At 65.2% G+C, this 16,480-nt stretch carries 13 protein-coding genes; 1 reads left to right on the top strand and 12 read right to left on the bottom strand.

Features of this window, described 5'->3' with window-relative positions:
• Positions 1-29 precede the first annotated feature (29 nt).
• The 5 genes from AYK61_RS06985 to AYK61_RS07005 form a co-directional block, all read right to left on the bottom strand.
• A complete protein-coding gene (locus AYK61_RS06985) occupies positions 30-1,280 on the bottom strand; it encodes a fatty acid desaturase (RefSeq protein WP_037189901.1) in 1,251 nt (416 codons plus the stop codon).
• Between the two features lie 122 nt (positions 1,281-1,402).
• Positions 1,403-2,704, bottom strand: a complete 1,302-nt coding sequence (locus AYK61_RS06990) for a fatty acid desaturase (protein WP_121872527.1) — start codon at positions 2,702-2,704, stop codon at positions 1,403-1,405.
• A gap of 108 nt (positions 2,705-2,812) precedes the next feature.
• Entirely contained in the window at positions 2,813-3,928 is a 1,116-nt protein-coding gene (locus AYK61_RS06995; protein WP_121872528.1) for a ferredoxin reductase, read from the bottom strand.
• Positions 3,929-4,052: 124 nt separating this feature from the next.
• Positions 4,053-4,577, bottom strand: coding sequence for a DUF6912 family protein (locus tag AYK61_RS07000; protein WP_094614262.1), 525 nt, complete (start codon positions 4,575-4,577; stop codon positions 4,053-4,055).
• Positions 4,578-4,588: 11 nt separating this feature from the next.
• The gene (locus AYK61_RS07005; RefSeq protein ID WP_121872529.1) at positions 4,589-6,034 is read right to left on the bottom strand and encodes a wax ester/triacylglycerol synthase family O-acyltransferase; all 1,446 of its coding nucleotides are present in this window, start codon (positions 6,032-6,034) and stop codon (positions 4,589-4,591) included.
• 185 nt (positions 6,035-6,219) lie between these two features.
• On the opposite strand from AYK61_RS07005, the gene AYK61_RS07010 reads away from it, so the two are divergent.
• The gene (locus AYK61_RS07010; RefSeq protein WP_121870284.1) at positions 6,220-6,795 is read left to right on the top strand and encodes an Rv3235 family protein; all 576 of its coding nucleotides are present in this window, start codon (positions 6,220-6,222) and stop codon (positions 6,793-6,795) included.
• A gap of 37 nt (positions 6,796-6,832) precedes the next feature.
• On the opposite strand, the gene secA is transcribed toward AYK61_RS07010, so the two are convergent.
• From secA to AYK61_RS07045, 7 genes are all read right to left on the bottom strand, one after another.
• A complete protein-coding gene (gene secA, locus AYK61_RS07015) occupies positions 6,833-9,739 on the bottom strand; it encodes a preprotein translocase subunit SecA (protein ID WP_121870285.1) in 2,907 nt (968 codons plus the stop codon).
• A 306-nt stretch (positions 9,740-10,045) separates the two neighbouring features.
• Positions 10,046-10,714: a ribosome hibernation-promoting factor, HPF/YfiA family gene (hpf, locus tag AYK61_RS07020; protein WP_094614258.1), complete on the bottom strand. Its 669-nt coding sequence runs from the start codon at positions 10,712-10,714 to the stop codon at positions 10,046-10,048.
• A 201-nt stretch (positions 10,715-10,915) separates the two neighbouring features.
• Entirely contained in the window at positions 10,916-11,599 is a 684-nt protein-coding gene (locus tag AYK61_RS07025; RefSeq protein ID WP_121870286.1) for a ComF family protein, read from the bottom strand.
• Between the two features lie 47 nt (positions 11,600-11,646).
• Positions 11,647-13,389: an MtrAB system accessory lipoprotein LpqB gene (lpqB, locus tag AYK61_RS07030; protein WP_121872530.1), complete on the bottom strand. Its 1,743-nt coding sequence runs from the start codon at positions 13,387-13,389 to the stop codon at positions 11,647-11,649.
• A 35-nt stretch (positions 13,390-13,424) separates the two neighbouring features.
• Positions 13,425-15,125 carry an MtrAB system histidine kinase MtrB gene (gene mtrB / locus AYK61_RS07035; RefSeq protein WP_121870287.1) on the bottom strand — a complete coding sequence of 567 codons (1,701 nt, stop codon included), beginning with the start codon at positions 15,123-15,125 and terminating at the stop codon, positions 13,425-13,427.
• Positions 15,122-15,799, bottom strand: a complete 678-nt coding sequence (gene mtrA / locus AYK61_RS07040; RefSeq protein WP_027496508.1) for an MtrAB system response regulator MtrA — start codon at positions 15,797-15,799, stop codon at positions 15,122-15,124. The genes mtrB and mtrA overlap by 4 nt, the downstream gene beginning before the upstream one ends.
• 4 nt (positions 15,800-15,803) lie before the next feature.
• On the bottom strand, positions 15,804-16,469 hold the full coding sequence (locus tag AYK61_RS07045) for a dTMP kinase (protein WP_121870288.1): 666 nt from the start codon (positions 16,467-16,469) through the stop codon (positions 15,804-15,806).
• Between the last annotated feature and the right edge of the window lie 11 nt (positions 16,470-16,480).

Consider the following 16,480-nt stretch of genomic DNA (forward strand, 5'->3'; position numbering starts at 1 on the left):
TGCCACCAGGCTCGAACTCGGTGGAGAGCTTACGCGGCCCTACCGACCAGCCTACGAATTCCCTTGCGCTTCTTCGTCTCTGCGATGGCGGTGCGCAGACCACGACGCTTGCCGGTCTCTGGATCGACGGTGAACAGGCCTGCCGGCGCGTCGGCCCACTTGCGCTCGGACGCGGTCTCGGGAGCGTCGTCGCTGGTCGCCTTCAAGTACTTGTTCGGCAGCGACAGCTTGGCGATGGTTCGCCAGGACAAGAAGTACTGGTGAACGATCGAACCGGTCGTGTACGGCAGGTCGTACTTCTCCGCCAGTTCCAGCACTCGCACCTTGATCTCCCGCAGGCGGTTGCTGGGGAGGTCGGGGAACAGGTGATGCTCGATCTGGTAGCACAGATTGCCGCTCATGAACTCCATGACGGGACCTGCATTGAAGTTCGCGCTGCCGAGCATCTGACGCAGGTACCACTGTCCCTGAGTCTCGCCCTCCATGTCGGACTTGGTGAACTTCTCCGCACCGTCCGGGAAGTGGCCGCAGAAGATGACGGTGTTGGTCCACACGTTGCGCATCATGTTGGCGACGATGTTCGCCGTCAACGTGCTCTTCCAGGCGGGACCGGTCAGCAACGGATGCAGGATGTAGTCCTTGCCGATCTGCTTGCCGACCTTCTCGAGCACCTCGCGCCGCTTCTGCTCGAATTCCTCACGCGGCACTCGGCCCTTGGCGACCTTGCCCAGTTCGAGGTGCTGAAGCGCCACTCCGTACTCGAAGAACAGCTGCAGCAACAGGTTGTAGACGGGGTTGCCGATATTGAAGGGCTTCCACCGCTGATCGCGGGTGACGCGCAGCAGACCGTAGCCGACGTCGTCGTCCATGCCGAGCACGTTGGTGTACTTGTGGTGGATGTAGTTGTGCGTCTGCTTCCAGTGAGCCGACGGCCCCGTGTTGTCCCACTCCCACGACGTGGAGTGGATCTCCGGGTCGTTCATCCAGTCCCACTGGCCGTGCATGACGTTGTGGCCGAGCTCCATGTTCTCGATGATCTTCGCGACCCCGAGCATGGCGGTGCCGACGAGCCACGCCGGACGACGGCGGCTGGCGAAGAGCACGGCCCGGCCACCGATGTCGAGAGAGCGCTGCAGGCGGATCGTGTTCTTGACGTACCGGGCGTCGCGTTCACCGCGGGACGCTTCGATGTCACGCCGGATGGAGTCGAGCTCGTGGCCCAACGCCTCGATGTCGGCATCGGTCAGATGCGCGTATTCTTTGACGTCCGTAATCGCCATGGGAAACAACCTCCTGGCAGTCGTGAACACACAGCTCGCGTATCAGGCCATGTGCAATTCCGTCACCTACCGTATCGTAACTTACGGTTCCGTAGGTTAGCGGCGGAAATCTGTGTGACGATTCACAATCGAACGCGGTCGCCCGAACGACGAAGAGCCTTGGCCTGACGCTTGGCTTCCTTCTTGGCATTGCGCAAGCTCACGCGCGCCTCCTGCATCGCCGAACGCAGTCCTCGACGCTGCCCGGTGAGCGGATCGATCCGAAGCGCATGAACAGCAGGCGAATCGCCGACGCGCCATCGCCGCTCCGAGGACGTCTCGGGAGCGTTGTCGGACGTGGCCCGCAACCACGAGTCGGGCAGCGACAGCTTGTGGATGGTTCGCAGCGCCAGCAGGTACTGCTTGCCGAGCGACCCCGTGGTGTACGGCAGGTCGTACTTCTCGCACAGAGCGTGCACCTTCTCGGCGATTTCCGAGTACCTGTTGCTCGGCAGATCCGGGAACATGTGGTGCTCGATCTGGTAGCAGAGGTTGCCGCTCATGAACGCCATGACCGGACCGGCTTCGAAGTTGGCACTGCCCAGCATCTGACGCAGGTACCACTCGGGTCGTGTCTCGGTCTCGAACTGCCCGATCGTGAACTTCTCTGCCCCGTCGGGGAAATGGCCGCAGAAGATCACCGCGTACGCCCACAGGTTCCGGACGAGGTTGGCCGTCGCGTTGGCCGTCAACGTGGACTTCCACGCCGGGCCGGACAGTGCCGGGAACAGGACGAAATCCTTGCCGACCTGCTTGGCGATCTTGCGCGCGAAGGCGCGGCTGGCCGGAGACTTCAGCAGACCCTTCTCGTCCTCGCCGTCCAGCTGCTTCTGCGCGTCGTAGTCGTGCAGCGCGATGCCCCACTCGAAGGTGGTGGCCAGCACGATGTTGGCGAGCGGCTGAACGAGGTTGATCGGCTTCCACGGCTCGTCGCGGGTCATCCGCAGGATGCCGAAGCCGATGTCGTCGTCCATGCCGACGATGTTGGTGTACGTGTGGTGCGAGTAGTTGTGAGCGCGCTTCCACTGCTCCGACGGTCCGGTCTGATCCCACTCCCACGACGTGGAATGAATTTCCGGGTCGTTCATCCAGTCCCACTGGCCGTGCATGACGTTGTGGCCGAGCTCCATGTTCTCGATGATCTTGGCGACACTGAGCATCGCCGTGCCTGCGATCCAGGCCGGCCGATACTTGCTGCCGAGCAGCACCGCGCGGCCACCGAGCTCGAGCAGCCGCTGCAGCCTGATGGTCCGACGGATGTAGGCGGCATCGCGCTCGCCGCGGCTGTCTTCGACGTCTCGACGAATCGCATCCAGTTCACGACCGAACGCTTCCATGTCCGCTTCGCTGAGATGAGCGAACTCTTTGATGTCGGTGATGGCCACCGGGTCCTCCAACAGTTGAGTGCAGTGCCCGAAATATCGGGTTTCGACGTGGGCAACCTACGTAAGCGTAACCGAACAGCCTGAGAAGGCAGTGTGCGAAAAACAGACCTACAATTCCAATGTGCAGTCGCCCGCAGCTGCGGAAATACACGTCTGGACGCGGTCGCCCTCGCTGTGTTCCTTACCGGAACGCAGGTCGATGACATGTCCTGCCGTCAACGGCACCACACACGTCTGGCAGATACCCATCCGGCAACCGAACGGCATCTGAACGCCGACGTTCTCGCCGGCTTCGAGCAGACTGGTCGCGCCGTCGACGGTGGTCTTCTTGTCCGACCTGGAGAACGTGACGGTGCCGCCGGCACCGGAGGTGTCGGCGCGCGAGATCTCGAACCGCTCCAGATGAAGGCTGTCCTCGATTTTCTCGCGCTTCCAGGTCTTCTCGATTTCTTCGAGCAGTGCTGCCGGCCCGCACGCCCAGGTGTCGCGCGTGCGCCAGTCGGGATAGAGCTCGTCGAGAGAGGCGAGTGCGAACTTGCCGTCCGATCGCGTCAACTGCACGTGCGAGGTGAAGTTGGGATGGGACTTCTCCAGCGCGGCGATCTCGGCGGCGAACATGACTTCGTCCTCGGTGGGTGCCGAGTGGATGTGCACGGTGTCGGGCATGTCGCCGTGCCGATCCAATGCCCGCAGCATCGAGATGATCGGCGTGATGCCGCTGCCTGCCGTGACGAACAAGATCTTGTTCGGCGGCGGCACGGGCAGCGCGAAATTGCCCTTCGGGGCGGCCAGCCGAACGATGGTTCCCTGTGGCACACCGCCGACGAGGTGCGAGGAGAGGAAGCCTTCCGGCATCGCCTTGACGGTGATGGAGATCAGCTTGTCTTCCCAGTTCGGTGGGGAGGTCAACGAGTAGGACCGCCAGTGCCATCGCCCGCCGAGGTGCAACCCGATCCCGATGTACTGGCCGGGCCGGTAGTCGAAGTTGAAGCCCCAACCCGGCTGGATCACCAGGGTCACCGCCGTGGCGGTTTCCTTCTCCACCCGCACGATGCGGCCGCGGAGTTCGCGTGCCGACCAGAGAGGATTCGCCAGGTGCAGGTAGTCGTCGGGCAACAAGGGAGTGGTGATGCGGGTGAAGGCACCACGCACCATGTTCAGTCTGGGACGCTTGGGGGCCGATATACCGGCCGCCGGAGCCTCCAGCCACTTCTTCAGATCCATCGGGTGTTCCATCCCCTCGATCGAGATACTGAACCGCTTGCGGTCATCGAGGTTACGCTACCGTAGGTTCGGGTCCGGGAACACCTGTGCCGGTGTCGATAGTGCGCGAACGAACACCGCGGAGCTACAGCAGTTCGAGCAGAAACGACAATTCTTGCGGGGCGTACCACGCGAGCGTGTGATCCTCGGCGTCTCCGAGCACGAACTCCGCGTCCACGTCACCCATGTCCGCGGCATCGACAGCGGCAACGGCCTTCGCGACCGCCGATTCGGCCCCTTCGAGATCGACATGGACCGACGCAACCTGATCCATCCGCAACGGTTCCTTCAGCCGGACGACGGCATCGTCCAGATCTGGGCGCAGAGTGGGATCGTCCACATCGGCCGCGATCACCGCCCGCCGGTACACCACCCCTTCGGCGACCGTCCCGGTGTCGGTCTCGTCGTCGACTGCAGCAGCGATCAGACGCAGAGAGGCCCGAGCGGCCTCCCCCATCGCCACCTCGGAGAGCTCCTCGTCGTCGCCGGACGAGTACGCCTCACGCAGCGTCGGTGTCACCGCGAAGGCCGTGCGCGAGACCGGGCTGAACTCGCCCTCTGCCGACAACACTTTCAAGAACTCCAGCGTCGCCGGAACGTAGACACGCATTGCAGAAGACCTCACACTCTCGATTCGTTGCTGGCGTCGACCAACTCTTCCAGCGCCTCGTGCAGAAGCGCCGTGACGACGTCCACGTCCGGCATGGCACCTCTATCGGCATTGAGCCCGAAGAACACGTAGCCGTCGTAGGACGTCAACCCGATGCTCATCGCCTGGTTCTCGAACAGCGGCGACACCGGATACATCTCGAGCATGCGCGCACCGCCCACGTACAGCGGGAACTGGGGTCCTGGTGCGTTGGTGACGATCAGATTGAACACCCGCTGAGAGAGCCGACTGCCCGCTCGCGCACCCATCGCGTGCAGGCTCGCCGGGGCGAATCCGGAGATGCGCATCAGTGTCTGTGCAGTGACTCCGCGACTCTGTTTGGCGTGCGCCTCGGTGGCGTGCGCAATGTGCGAGAGCCGCACCACGGCATTCGATTCACCGACGGGCAGATCGACCAGAAACGACGAGACCTCGCTGCGATCTTCCTCGGCCGGCTCGACCGGCCGGTCGGCCGCATCTCCGAAACCGACCCGATCGGCCGAGACGTACACCGACATGGGCACCATGGCCCGCACCGTCGAGGAGGCCGTCACGGGCTCGCCCCGAGAGAGCAACCAATTGCGCAGTGCCCCGGTGACGACAGCGAGCACCACGTCGTTGATCGAGCAGTCGAACCTGTTGTGAATTCTGCGGTAGTCGGCGAGCTCGGTCTTGGCCACCGCGAATCTGCGGTTTCGCGAGATCGGGGCGTTCAGCGGACTCGACGGTGCACTCTGGGTCGCGGTGCGCAGCACCGCCGCGACCTTCGCTGCGGCCCGCAAGGCTTCACCCGCGACACCGGCAGCCCCGTGGACCGCGCCGCGCAGAGCCTCGACGCTCTCCCCCGGACGTACCACCAACTCGGTCAGCGCATCGATGACCAACGCCGAATCCTTGGGCTCGCGCGCAGGCATCCAGAGTTCCTCGGCCATCGGCGGTGGATTCTTGCTCGCATCCAGGATGACCTGACCGATGTCGAGCGCGTGTTCGCCGTCGACCAGCGCCGAGTGGGACTTGGTGAAGACGGCGAAGCGATTCTTCGACAACCCCTCGACCAGGTACATCTCCCACAGCGGCCGAGTGCGATCGAGTGGGCGCGAGGTCAGCCGCGCGATCAGATCGTGCAACTGATCGTCCGAACCCGGCTTGGGTAGTGCCGATCGGCGGATGTGGTAGGTGATGTCGAAATCCGCGTCGTCGACCCACACCGGCCGGGCCAGACCGAAGGCGACCTCACGCACCTTCTGCCGGTACCGGGGAACCAATGCCAACCGTTGCTCGACCAACGACAGCAGTCGGTCGTAGCTGAATCCACTGCGCGGAGTCCGGAAGATGGCGAGCGACCCGAGGTGCATAGGGCTGCTACTGGCCTCGAGAAAGTAGAACGACGCATCCTGCGCTGTCAGCCTGGTCGCCATCGCGTGTTCCAGTCCCCGTCCTCGCGTGAAGTACGCGCCGATTCCTGTGGCCGAGCGCGCAGTGTGCTCGAACCTAGAGTACGTGGCGGACATTTGTCGGTCTCGGGGTCGGTCGAGGACCGTGTCGCGGGCCGATCCAGGGTCCGGACGGGAACCGAACGCGCTCTCGGACCGTCAATGACGGTGTGAGTGTCATCGAATCGAGCGACCCGCCGGACATCCCGGACACGTCGGCCACGGGCCCGCGACTCCGCGCCGAACATCATTGCTTTCTCTCGCGTGCCGCTCCGTTCGAGCCGCCGCTCAGCTCCGGCGCCGTGCACACGTGGGACCCGGCGGCAGCCACCGAACCGCGGCCGGCCCGCCACCGACCATCCGTACGCAGCACCCGTTCTCGACCACGCGCCGAGCCTCCCGGCCGGCCACCGGTGCCCGTCGATGCACGTTCGAGTGCCGACCGCGCGATGCGCATGATGATCGAGGTGATCGATCGACGACGCAGCGCAGACCAGCTGGCGCCGTTGTTCACTGCCTCGATGATCGATCTGGTGCGGACCATAGTGCGGAACCCGCCGCCGGGCAGACGACTCGGATTCGCAGCAGTGCGACGAGTCCACGTGGCGTATCGGTCGGATGTCTCGGCGGAGATCTTCGGCTCCTACACCCGCGGCCCGCGCACGTTCGCCTTCGCAGGCCGAATCGAGCTGGCGATCGACCCGCGCCGCCCCGGGTGGACGGTCACGTCGCTGCGAGTGGGGTGAGGGCCGCGTCGCCCAGTGGCGACGCGGCCGTCGTGCACTACCTCTTCCGCTTGGAGCGAGCTGCCTTCTTGGGTGCCTTGCTCTGAGTCCTCGCTGCTTCGCGACGCTCGCGGCGGGTGCCCTCGGCGGCGGACTCGCTGCCGGACGGAGACGAGCCGGATCGACGAACGGCAGTGCCACCGCCCTCGGCCGGACCGGAGAAGGTCAGTCTCTGCTCTTCCTGCTCGTCGAGACCCTTCGCCCGCAGAGCCGAGGGCACTGCAGGAGCGGAAGGTACCGGAGCCGTCGGTGCCGGAGCCGTCGGTGCGGGTGCCGTCGGTGCGGGTGCTGCGGCGGGTGTCGCTGCCGGGCGGCCGGAGCCCACCGGAGAGGACAGTCCCGGAGCCACGGCGAGACCCGCCGAGGCCGCAGGTCCTGTCGGAGCCGGCGTCGCCTCAACCTGCAGGTTGAACAGGAATCCGACCGACTCCTCCTTCAGGCCGTCGAGCATGCCCTGGAACATGTCGTAGCCCTCACGCTGGTATTCGACCAGCGGGTCGCGCTGCGCCATCGCACGCAGGCCGATGCCTTCCTTGAGGTAGTCCATCTCGTAGAGGTGCTCACGCCACTTGCGGTCGAGTACCGACAGCAGCACTCGGCGCTCGAGTTCGCGCATCCCGTTCTCGCCGGCGATACCGTCGATCTCGGCCTCGCGGGTGGCGTACGCAGATCGCGCGTCCTCGAGCAACGCCTCACGCAATTCGTCGCGGCTCAGGTCGCCCTTCTCGCCGTCCTCGTTCTCACCGGCGAGCACCTTGTGGTCGACTCCCACCGGGTAGAGAGTCTTCAGCGCGGTCCAGAGCTGTTCCAGATCCCAGTCCTCGACGTAGCCCTCGCCGGTGGCACCGTCGACGTAGGCGGTGATCACGTCGGTGATCATGCCCTCGACCTGGCCCTCCATATCGGCACCTTCGAGGATGCGGCGGCGCTCCTCGTAGATGACGGTGCGCTGCTGGTTCATCACCTCGTCGTACTTGAGAACGTTCTTGCGGATCTCGAAGTTCTGCTGCTCGACCTGCGTCTGAGCACTCTTGATGGCCTTGGACACCATCTTGGCTTCGATCGGGACGTCGTCGGGCAGGTTGAGCCGGGTCATGATCGACTCGAGTGCGCCGCCGTTGAATCGACGCATCAATTCGTCGCCGAGCGAGAGGTAGAAACGCGATTCGCCCGGATCTCCCTGACGACCGGAGCGGCCTCGAAGCTGGTTGTCGATACGGCGCGAATCGTGCCGCTCGGTACCGAGGACGTACAGGCCTCCGGCCTCGCGCACGGTATCGGCGTCGGCCTTGACCTGTGCCTTGACCTCTTCGAGCGCGGGCTCCCAGGCAGCCTCGTAGTCCTCGGGGGTCTCGACCGGGTCCAAGCCCTGCTTGCGGAGCTTCAGGTCGGCGAGGATGTCCGGGTTGCCGCCCAGCACGACGTCGGTGCCACGACCGGCCATGTTGGTGGCCACGGTCACCGCGCCCTGTCGGCCCGCCTCGGCGATGATCGTCGCTTCCTGCTCGTGGAACTTCGCGTTCAACACGTTGTGGGCGACGCCGCGCTTGGTGAACTGCTTCGACAGGTACTCCGAGCGCTCGACGCTCGTCGTGCCGATGAGGACCGGCTGGCCCTTCCCGTGCCGCTCGACGACGTCGTCGACGACGGCGTCGAACTTGGCCTCTTCCGTCTTGTAGATCAGGTCGCCGTTGTCCACTCGGACCATCGGACGGTTCGTCGGAATCGGAATGACGCCGAGGCCGTAGATCTGGTGGAGCTCGGCGGCCTCGGTCTCGGCGGTACCCGTCATGCCCGAGAGCTTGTCGTAGAGGCGGAAGTAGTTCTGCAGAGTGATCGTGGCCAGAGTCTGATTCTCGGCCTTGATCTCCACCTTTTCCTTGGCCTCGATCGCCTGGTGCATGCCCTCGTTGTAGCGGCGTCCCACCAGGATGCGGCCGGTGAACTCGTCGACGATGATGACCTCACCGTCGCGGACGATGTAGTCCTTGTCCTTCGTGTAGAGCTCTTTGGCCTTGATCGCGTTGTTGAGGTAGTTCACCAGCGGCGAGTTGGCGGCCTCGTACAGGTTGTCGATGCCGAGCTGATCCTCGACCAGTTCGACGCCTGCCTCGTGCACACCGATGGTCCGCTTGCGGATGTCGACCTCGTAGTGGGTGTCGACCTTGAGCATCGGCGCGATACGGGCGAACTCTCCGTACCACTTGCTCGACGCGTCGGCCGGTCCCGAGATGATCAGCGGCGTGCGGGCCTCGTCGATGAGGATCGAGTCGACCTCGTCGACGACGGCGAAGTTGTGGCCGCGCTGGACGAGGTCGTCGAGCGAGTGCGTCATGTTGTCGCGCAGGTAGTCGAAACCGAACTCGTTGTTGGTGCCGTAGGTGATGTCCGCGGCATACGCGGCGCGGCGTTCCACCGGGGTCATGCCGGAGAGGATCACGTCGACCGAGAGACCGAGGAAACGGTGGACGCGGCCCATCCACTCCGAGTCGCGCCTGGCGAGGTAGTCGTTGACCGTCACCACGTGCACACCCTCGCCGGAGATGGCGTTGAGGTAGGCGGGGAGAACACACGTCAGTGTCTTGCCCTCACCGGTCTTCATCTCGGCGATGTTGCCGAAGTGCAGGGCGGCACCGCCCATCACCTGAACGTCGAAGTGTCGCTGCGACAGCACTCGCCAGGACGCCTCACGGGCCACGGCGAAGGCCTCGGGCAGGAGCTGATCCAGGGTCTCGCCTGCGGAGTACCTCTCCTTGAACTCCGCGGTCTTGCCGCGCAGTTCGTCATCGGAGAGGCTCTCGACGTCCGGAGACAGGGTCGAGACGTGGTCGGCGATGCTCTTGAGCCGCTTGACCATGCGACCTTCACCGACACGGAGCAGCTTGGAAAACGACAGCGACGGCACGGGCTTTCTCGTCCTCGATCCTCGGTTCACGGGTACTGGTACGAACAACACTGCATACTGCACGAGCTCACGGGTCGTCACCACGACTTCTGCGCGGCGGGTAACCCGAACGCGTCCATGGTAGGCGGTGTCGCTGCGAACCCGGCAGCCCGACTATCGGTCGTCGGAGATCGCCGGTCGGCCATTCGGACAACACCGACACAGCACTGCAGGCTCGACGTGGGGATCGAGTCTCCGGTGTCGAGCCTGCAGCGGTGCAAAGATTTCACGGACGGCGAACGTGTCGAGCCGTCCCGGGCGGTCCGGTCAGGTGAGTCTGATCAAGCCGTAATCGAAGGCGTGCCGTCGGTACACAACCGAGGGGCGATCGCTTGCGCTGTCGTGGAACAAGAAGAAATCGTGACCGACGAGTTCCATTTCGTACAGTGCGTCGTCCACGCTCATCGGTGCGGCCGAGTGGATCTTCGTTCGCACGATGTGCCCGGGACCGCTCTGGTCGTCCTCGAACGAGTCGAGTTTCGTCTCGGGATCGAGTGCCAGCGTGTCGTCCTCGGCGAGTTCGGCAGTGGCCTCGGCAACGGACACGGGCCTCTTCTCGCCGTAGTGGACCTTGCGACGGTCCTTGGTGCGCCGGAGCCTGCTCTCGAGTTTCGACGTCACCGCTTCGAGTGCGGCATAGAAACTGTCGGCACACGCTTCGGCTCGAACGACCGGGCCCTTGCCCTTCGCGGTGATCTCCACGCGTTGACATGCCTTGGCCTGGCGGCGATTTCGTTCGTGCTGCAGTTCGACGTCGAACAGGTAGATGGAGGGATCGAAGCGCTCGAGGCGAGCCAATTTCTCGGAGACGTATATCCGGAAATGATCCGGTATCTCGACGTTGCGGCCCTTGACCACGACGTCCGCATTGCTCTTGGCGGGTTCTTCCGAGGGCTTCTCGTCGAAGAAAACCGAGGCTTGTGAAGGGGTCGTCACGCGTACCTCCCGATATGGGCCACGCCCACTGTTGGACGTGGCAAGTGTGCATGCCGAATGGGGAACCTTCCGGCATCTCGAGTCCGGGGCATCACCTCATATCTGGTCCAGTCGGTGCGTGTCCGCGACGTTAGTCGGTCATCGACTCGTGTGCCACCGTTCACCCCGAATTGGTTGTCGGCGTGTCCCCCTTCCTTTCCGTCACGCACTCGCCACAACCAGCGCGCCGGCCACCGGCACTCCGAAATCGGTTAGCACTCTTGCCGATTCGGCCAACGTCGCGCCGGTGGTGACGACGTCGTCGATCAGCAGAACGGTGAAGTCCGCCGACCCCGTCACACGTGCGCCTGCTCGCGGACCAGCCACCCCGACAGCCTCGATCCGGCCCGCCACGTTGTGCTGGCGTTGCCCGGCCGACAGTCCGACCGAATCGCGGACTCCGCCGGTCATGCGGAGCAACTCGGGAACGAGCACTCGCTCCGGTGCCAACTGTTCGGCAGCGATTCGAGCGCATCGCAGAACGGGATCACCCCCGCGAGCGCGGGCCGCACGAGCCCGAGAGGGCGCGCAGATCAGAATCAGCGAACTCAGCTCGGGTGGATCGATCTCACCCGCGTCGCGAAGATGTCCGACGGCCTCGGCGAGCGCTCGCCCGAAAGGCCGGGCCACCGACCGTCGACCTCGCTCCTTCAGGGCGATCACACCACTGCGGCGCGGCCCGCTGTAGGTACCCAGGGACCAGCACGGCACACCGGGATCGACTCGTGGCCGAACGGCGATGGGCGGGACGAACAGGGCCAGGGAACACACCGTGCACCAGTGCTCCCCCGGCACACCGCACCCGGCGCATTCGAGTGGCAGAACCAGATCGAGGAGCGTCCGCATGGATGCAGAGTCTGCCCGGGCCCACCGACAGACATCCCCGGCCGACGTCAGCCGGGCAGAATCGGCACTGCTTTGACTCCGGCCAATCCGGTGACCTCGCGCCAGTACCGGTCGCCGACCGGATCGGCATTGTTGAGGGCGAACACGGCCCGTGCATCGGCCACGTACTCCGTTTCCGGCGAGGCATCGACCGCCAGCACCGGAGTGGTCAGATTGCGTGAGGGCAGCGGATCCATCCGGGATCCGTCGACGGTCACCTGGACCACCGGTGTGTCGGTGGCGACCCGCGCGATCACGATGGTGTCGCCGGTACTCCAGTCCAAACTCGTGGCGTCGCTACCGAGTCCGATGGCCACGGCCCTGGGCTCGGTCAGGGAGTACACGCCCGAGGGCTCGCGCACCACCGTCGCCACGTACACGACGCCGTCGACGATGAGCGCCGCTCGCACTCCGTCTCGGGCAAGTCGCAGTTCGGTGATCCGGTTGCCGAGTGTCGTGACGGCGGTGGCCTCGACCGGTATCACCGATACCTGACCGGTGGAAGGATCGCGGGCGGCGCGGATGACGTTGGTGCCGTCGATCACCGCCCACGCCGCGTTGTCGTCGGCCCCCCACGTGGGCCGCGTGATCGATTGCCCCTCCGCTACGGGGAACGCGCCGCCGTCGTAGCTGCCGACCATGAGCGTGCTCGACGGCGCAGGGGAAGGCCGTCCGGTGTCCGCGACGCCTGCCACGAGTGTGCCGTCGTTGGACAGCGCCACCGAGCGCAGGTTGCGGGCCTGCCCGAAGTACCCGGGAGCGGGAGTGGTCTCCGCCTCGTCGACGCGAAGCAATGTGCCGGACGCCAGTGCATGCAGTCCGACACTGTCGTCGGTGCTGCCCAGCGGATCGAACGAGTCGACGCCTGCGGTCGTCCACCCGTCGGGCTTGGTGGTGTCGATGGGTTGGCCGTCGGCGAGCAACACGTACGGCCCTGCCACCTCGGCCGAGGCGAGGGTCCAGATCACCTGAGCAGCAAGCAGTTCGCGGTCGCGGTCACCCTTGTTCTGCAGGCCGCCGAAGTCGATCTTGATGCCACCGAGCCCCACCCCCACCTGCGCGGTCTGACCGTCGGCCTTGGTGATGGGCCCGCGAATGCTCACATCCTCGGACAGTTCGTTGCTCACCGCGGCCGACAGCGCCGACTTGGGGCCGTCGATGAGCAGCTGCACGAGTTGGTTGGCGAGTTGGTCCTGCGATCCGCTGGTCCACCGGACATCGGGCACGAGCACGCCACCGAGCGGATCGACGAAGTAGAGCGATCGCTGCTGATAGGTGTTCAGAAACGCGGATCGATCGATGACGACGCCGGGCGGCAATTTCGAGATGCGCCACTGCCCGTCCACTCGCGCCATCTCGATCGCGGCGTCGAAGGTGTCCGAGCCGGCCTGGTATTCGCCGCCGGAGGCCAGCATTCCGGCCGTCGCCGAGCGGATCGTGAACTGCGCGGTGTCGGAGGTACGCGGTCCGGACAGGGTGTCGATCCGGTCCGCGACAACGGTGCGTGCGCCGTCGTCCCAGGTTCCCGACGCCTCCTCGGTGAGAAACTGGCGGGCGGCCTGGTGCCGGTTGGCCGAGACGGCGCTGGCCTCGAAGAAGTCGTCCAACAAGCGATCGGGCTCGCGTCCCGGCTCGGGAGCCGGAGCACTGGTGGGCACGGCACCGGCGGTCAAGGTGCCGATGGCCTGGGGGCTGGACGACTCGGGAAGGCTCGCGCATCCGCCGACGAGGGCGACGACGAGCGTGCACATCGCCAGCACGCGGGTGCTGCGACGAAACGAGAAGGTCACGTCGCAGGCTCCGACGCGGATGTCCTCGGCGCGGATGTCTTGGGTGCGGTTATCGCGGGAATCGGTTGTCCTTGTGCGAATTTCTTGGTGCTGGGTTTGAGGGGCAGTGGGGATCCGATCACCTTGTGCCCGCGCACGAGCGGCAGGGTGAGTCGGAAGCATGCGCCTTCGCCTACTGCTCCCCACGCTTCGAGCTTACCGTCGTGCAGGCGGGCGTCCTCGACGCTGATCGCCAGCCCCAGGCCGGTGCCGCCGGATCGCCTGACGCGGGAGGGATCCGAGCGCCAGAACCGGTTGAACACCAGCTTCTCTTCTCCTGGTCGCAGACCGACCCCCTGATCGCGCACCACGAATGCTGCCGCATCGGCGTCCGAGCGCAGCCGCAGCAGGACCGGCTTGCCTTCGCCGTGGTCGAGTGCGTTGGCCAGCAGATTGCGCAGAATCCGTTCCACCCGTCGGGGGTCGACCTCGGCGACCACTGCGGTCTCGGGCATATCGACGATCACTTCGGTACCGGTCTCGCGCGCCAGGTGCCGCACGGTCGACACGGCCGCTCGCGCGCACATGCGCAGGTCGAGCTGCTCGGCGGCCAGTTCGGCGACACCCGCGTCGTGACGGCTGATCTCGAGCAGGTCGCCGAGCAGGGTCTCGAACCGATCGAGCTCGTTGACCAGCAGCTCGGAGGATCTCTTGAGTGCGGGCTCGAGGTCGTCGCTGGCGTCGTGGATGAGGTCTGCGGCCATCCGCACGGTGGTGAGCGGGGTGCGCAGTTCGTGGCTGACGTCGGAGGTGAATCGGCGCTGAAGGTTACCGAATTCTTCGAGCTGGGTGATCTGCTTGGAGAGGCTCTCGGCCATCTCGTTGAACGACATCGCGAGTCTGGCCATGTCGTCCTCGCCGCGGACCGGCATGCGCTCCTTGAGCCTGCCGTCGGCGAACCGAACCGCGATCCTCGACGCCGAACGAATGGGCAGGACCACCTGACGTGCGACGAGCATCGCAATCGCGGCGAGCAGTACCAGCAGCACCACCGCGCCGATGAACAACGTGCCGCGCACCAGAGAGAGCGTGCGATCCTCGCTGGCCAACGGGAAGATGAGATAGAGCTGCAGAGCCGAGATGTCGGATCCGGTGGGAGATCCCATGATCAGCGCAGAGCCGGTATATCCGCCGTCACTGTCGGTGACCGTCGCATACTGCGAACTGATCAGGCCCTTCTTGACGAAGTCGCGCAGGCTGTTCGGGATCTGATCGACCGGACCGACCGAGGCCTCCGCGCGGGTGGCGTCGCCTTCGACGATCAGGACCGGGTCGAACGATCCCGCCGACCCGGTGGTCGACGCGGCGTCCAGGTCCTGATTGGTCAGTGCCGCCCTGGCTCGTTCGAGGCGCGTCGCGAGCCCGCTCGAATCGTCGGCTCCGGCGAGATTGCCCTCGACGGTGGTCCGCGAACGGTCGAGTTCCTCGGTGGCGGCGGACAGCTTCGCTTCGAGTAGTCGATCGGTGATCTGACTGGTCAACACCACCCCGAGGATGAGGATGACCACCAGGGACAGCGTCAACGTCGACACGACGACGCGTAGCTGTAGTGATCGACGCCAGGCATGGCCCAGCGACGTACTCAGCGAACGAAACCAACGCAGTACGGGAGAGAACTTGCCGTTGATTCGCCGCCGAGAATGGGAGAAACGGATCACGGCGGTCCGGCCTTGTAGCCGACCCCCCTCACGGTCAACACCACCTCGGGGTTCTCCGGATCCTTCTCGACCTTGGCGCGCAGGCGCTGCACGTGCACGTTGACCAGTCGGGTGTCGGCCGCGTGGCGGTAGCCCCAGACCTGTTCGAGCAACACCTCTCGCGTGAACACCTGTCGCGGCTTGCGCGCCAATGCCACGAGCAGATCGAACTCGAGTGGGGTGAGGGAAACGAGTTCGTCGCCGCGACTGACCTTGTGGGCCGGAACGTCGATGACGATGTCTGCGATGGACAGCAGTTCGGCCGGTTCGTCCTCGGTCCTGCGCAGGCGCGCGCGCACCCGAGCGACCAGTTCCTTCGGCTTGAAGGGCTTCATGATGTAGTCGTCCGCACCGGACTCGAGACCCAGGACGACGTCGACGGTGTCGGTCTTGGCCGTCAGCATGACGATCGGCACGCCCGAGTCGGCTCGCAGCACGCGGCAGACGTCGATGCCGTTCATGCCGGGAAGCATCAGATCGAGCAGCACCAGGTCCGGCCGGTTCTCGCGCACAGCAGCCAGTGCTTGAGTGCCGTCGCCGACCACGAAGGGCTCGAATCCCTCACCGCGCAACACGATGGTGAGCATCTCCGCCAGAGCCGAATCGTCGTCCACAACCAGAATCCGAGGCTTCATGGTCCTATGGTGTCACTTTCCGAACGCCTGATGGCTGATTGAACATGTCGGCGGCGAGTCGATCGGGATCGACGTCGGCGGTGACGACTCGCCACGGCGACACCCAGTGCGAGGCAGCGAGGCTGCCGTACGCAGCCGAGGTTCGGTTCTGCAGCGAACTGTCCCGTTCGTAGGCATCCCTGGTGCGAGCGGCGTCCGCACTCTCACGGGCCGCAGCCCGCTCGGCGGCCAGCGCCACCGGGACGTCGAGGAGAATTTGGACGTCGGGAACAGGTACTACGAATCGGTCGAATTCGAGCGACCTGATCCATTCGACGGCCTCGCCGTCGGCGGACTGCTCGAGCCGAGCCGCGGTGTAGGCCGCATTGGATGCCACATACCGATCGAGAAGAACGATATCGTTGTCCGCGAGCAACTTTCGGATCTCGTCGCCCGCGTCCCGGCGATCGAGCGCGAACAACAGGGCCATCGCGTGCACGCTGCCCGCGGTGTCACCGTGTTCGCCGTGCAACGCCTCCGCCGCCAGATCGGCATGGATCGACCGGTCGTACCGGGGAAACCCGATGCGCTCGACCGACAGGCCGTCACGTTTCCACGCCGAAACGAGCCGACGGGCGAGCGTGTTCTTGCCCGCTCCGTCGACTCCTTCGATGACGAACAGTTTTCCCACTGCCGGACCGG

Origin of the sequence: Rhodococcus sp. SBT000017 (assembly GCF_003688915.1) — a bacterium.
Lineage (GTDB): Bacteria > Actinomycetota > Actinomycetes > Mycobacteriales > Mycobacteriaceae > Rhodococcoides.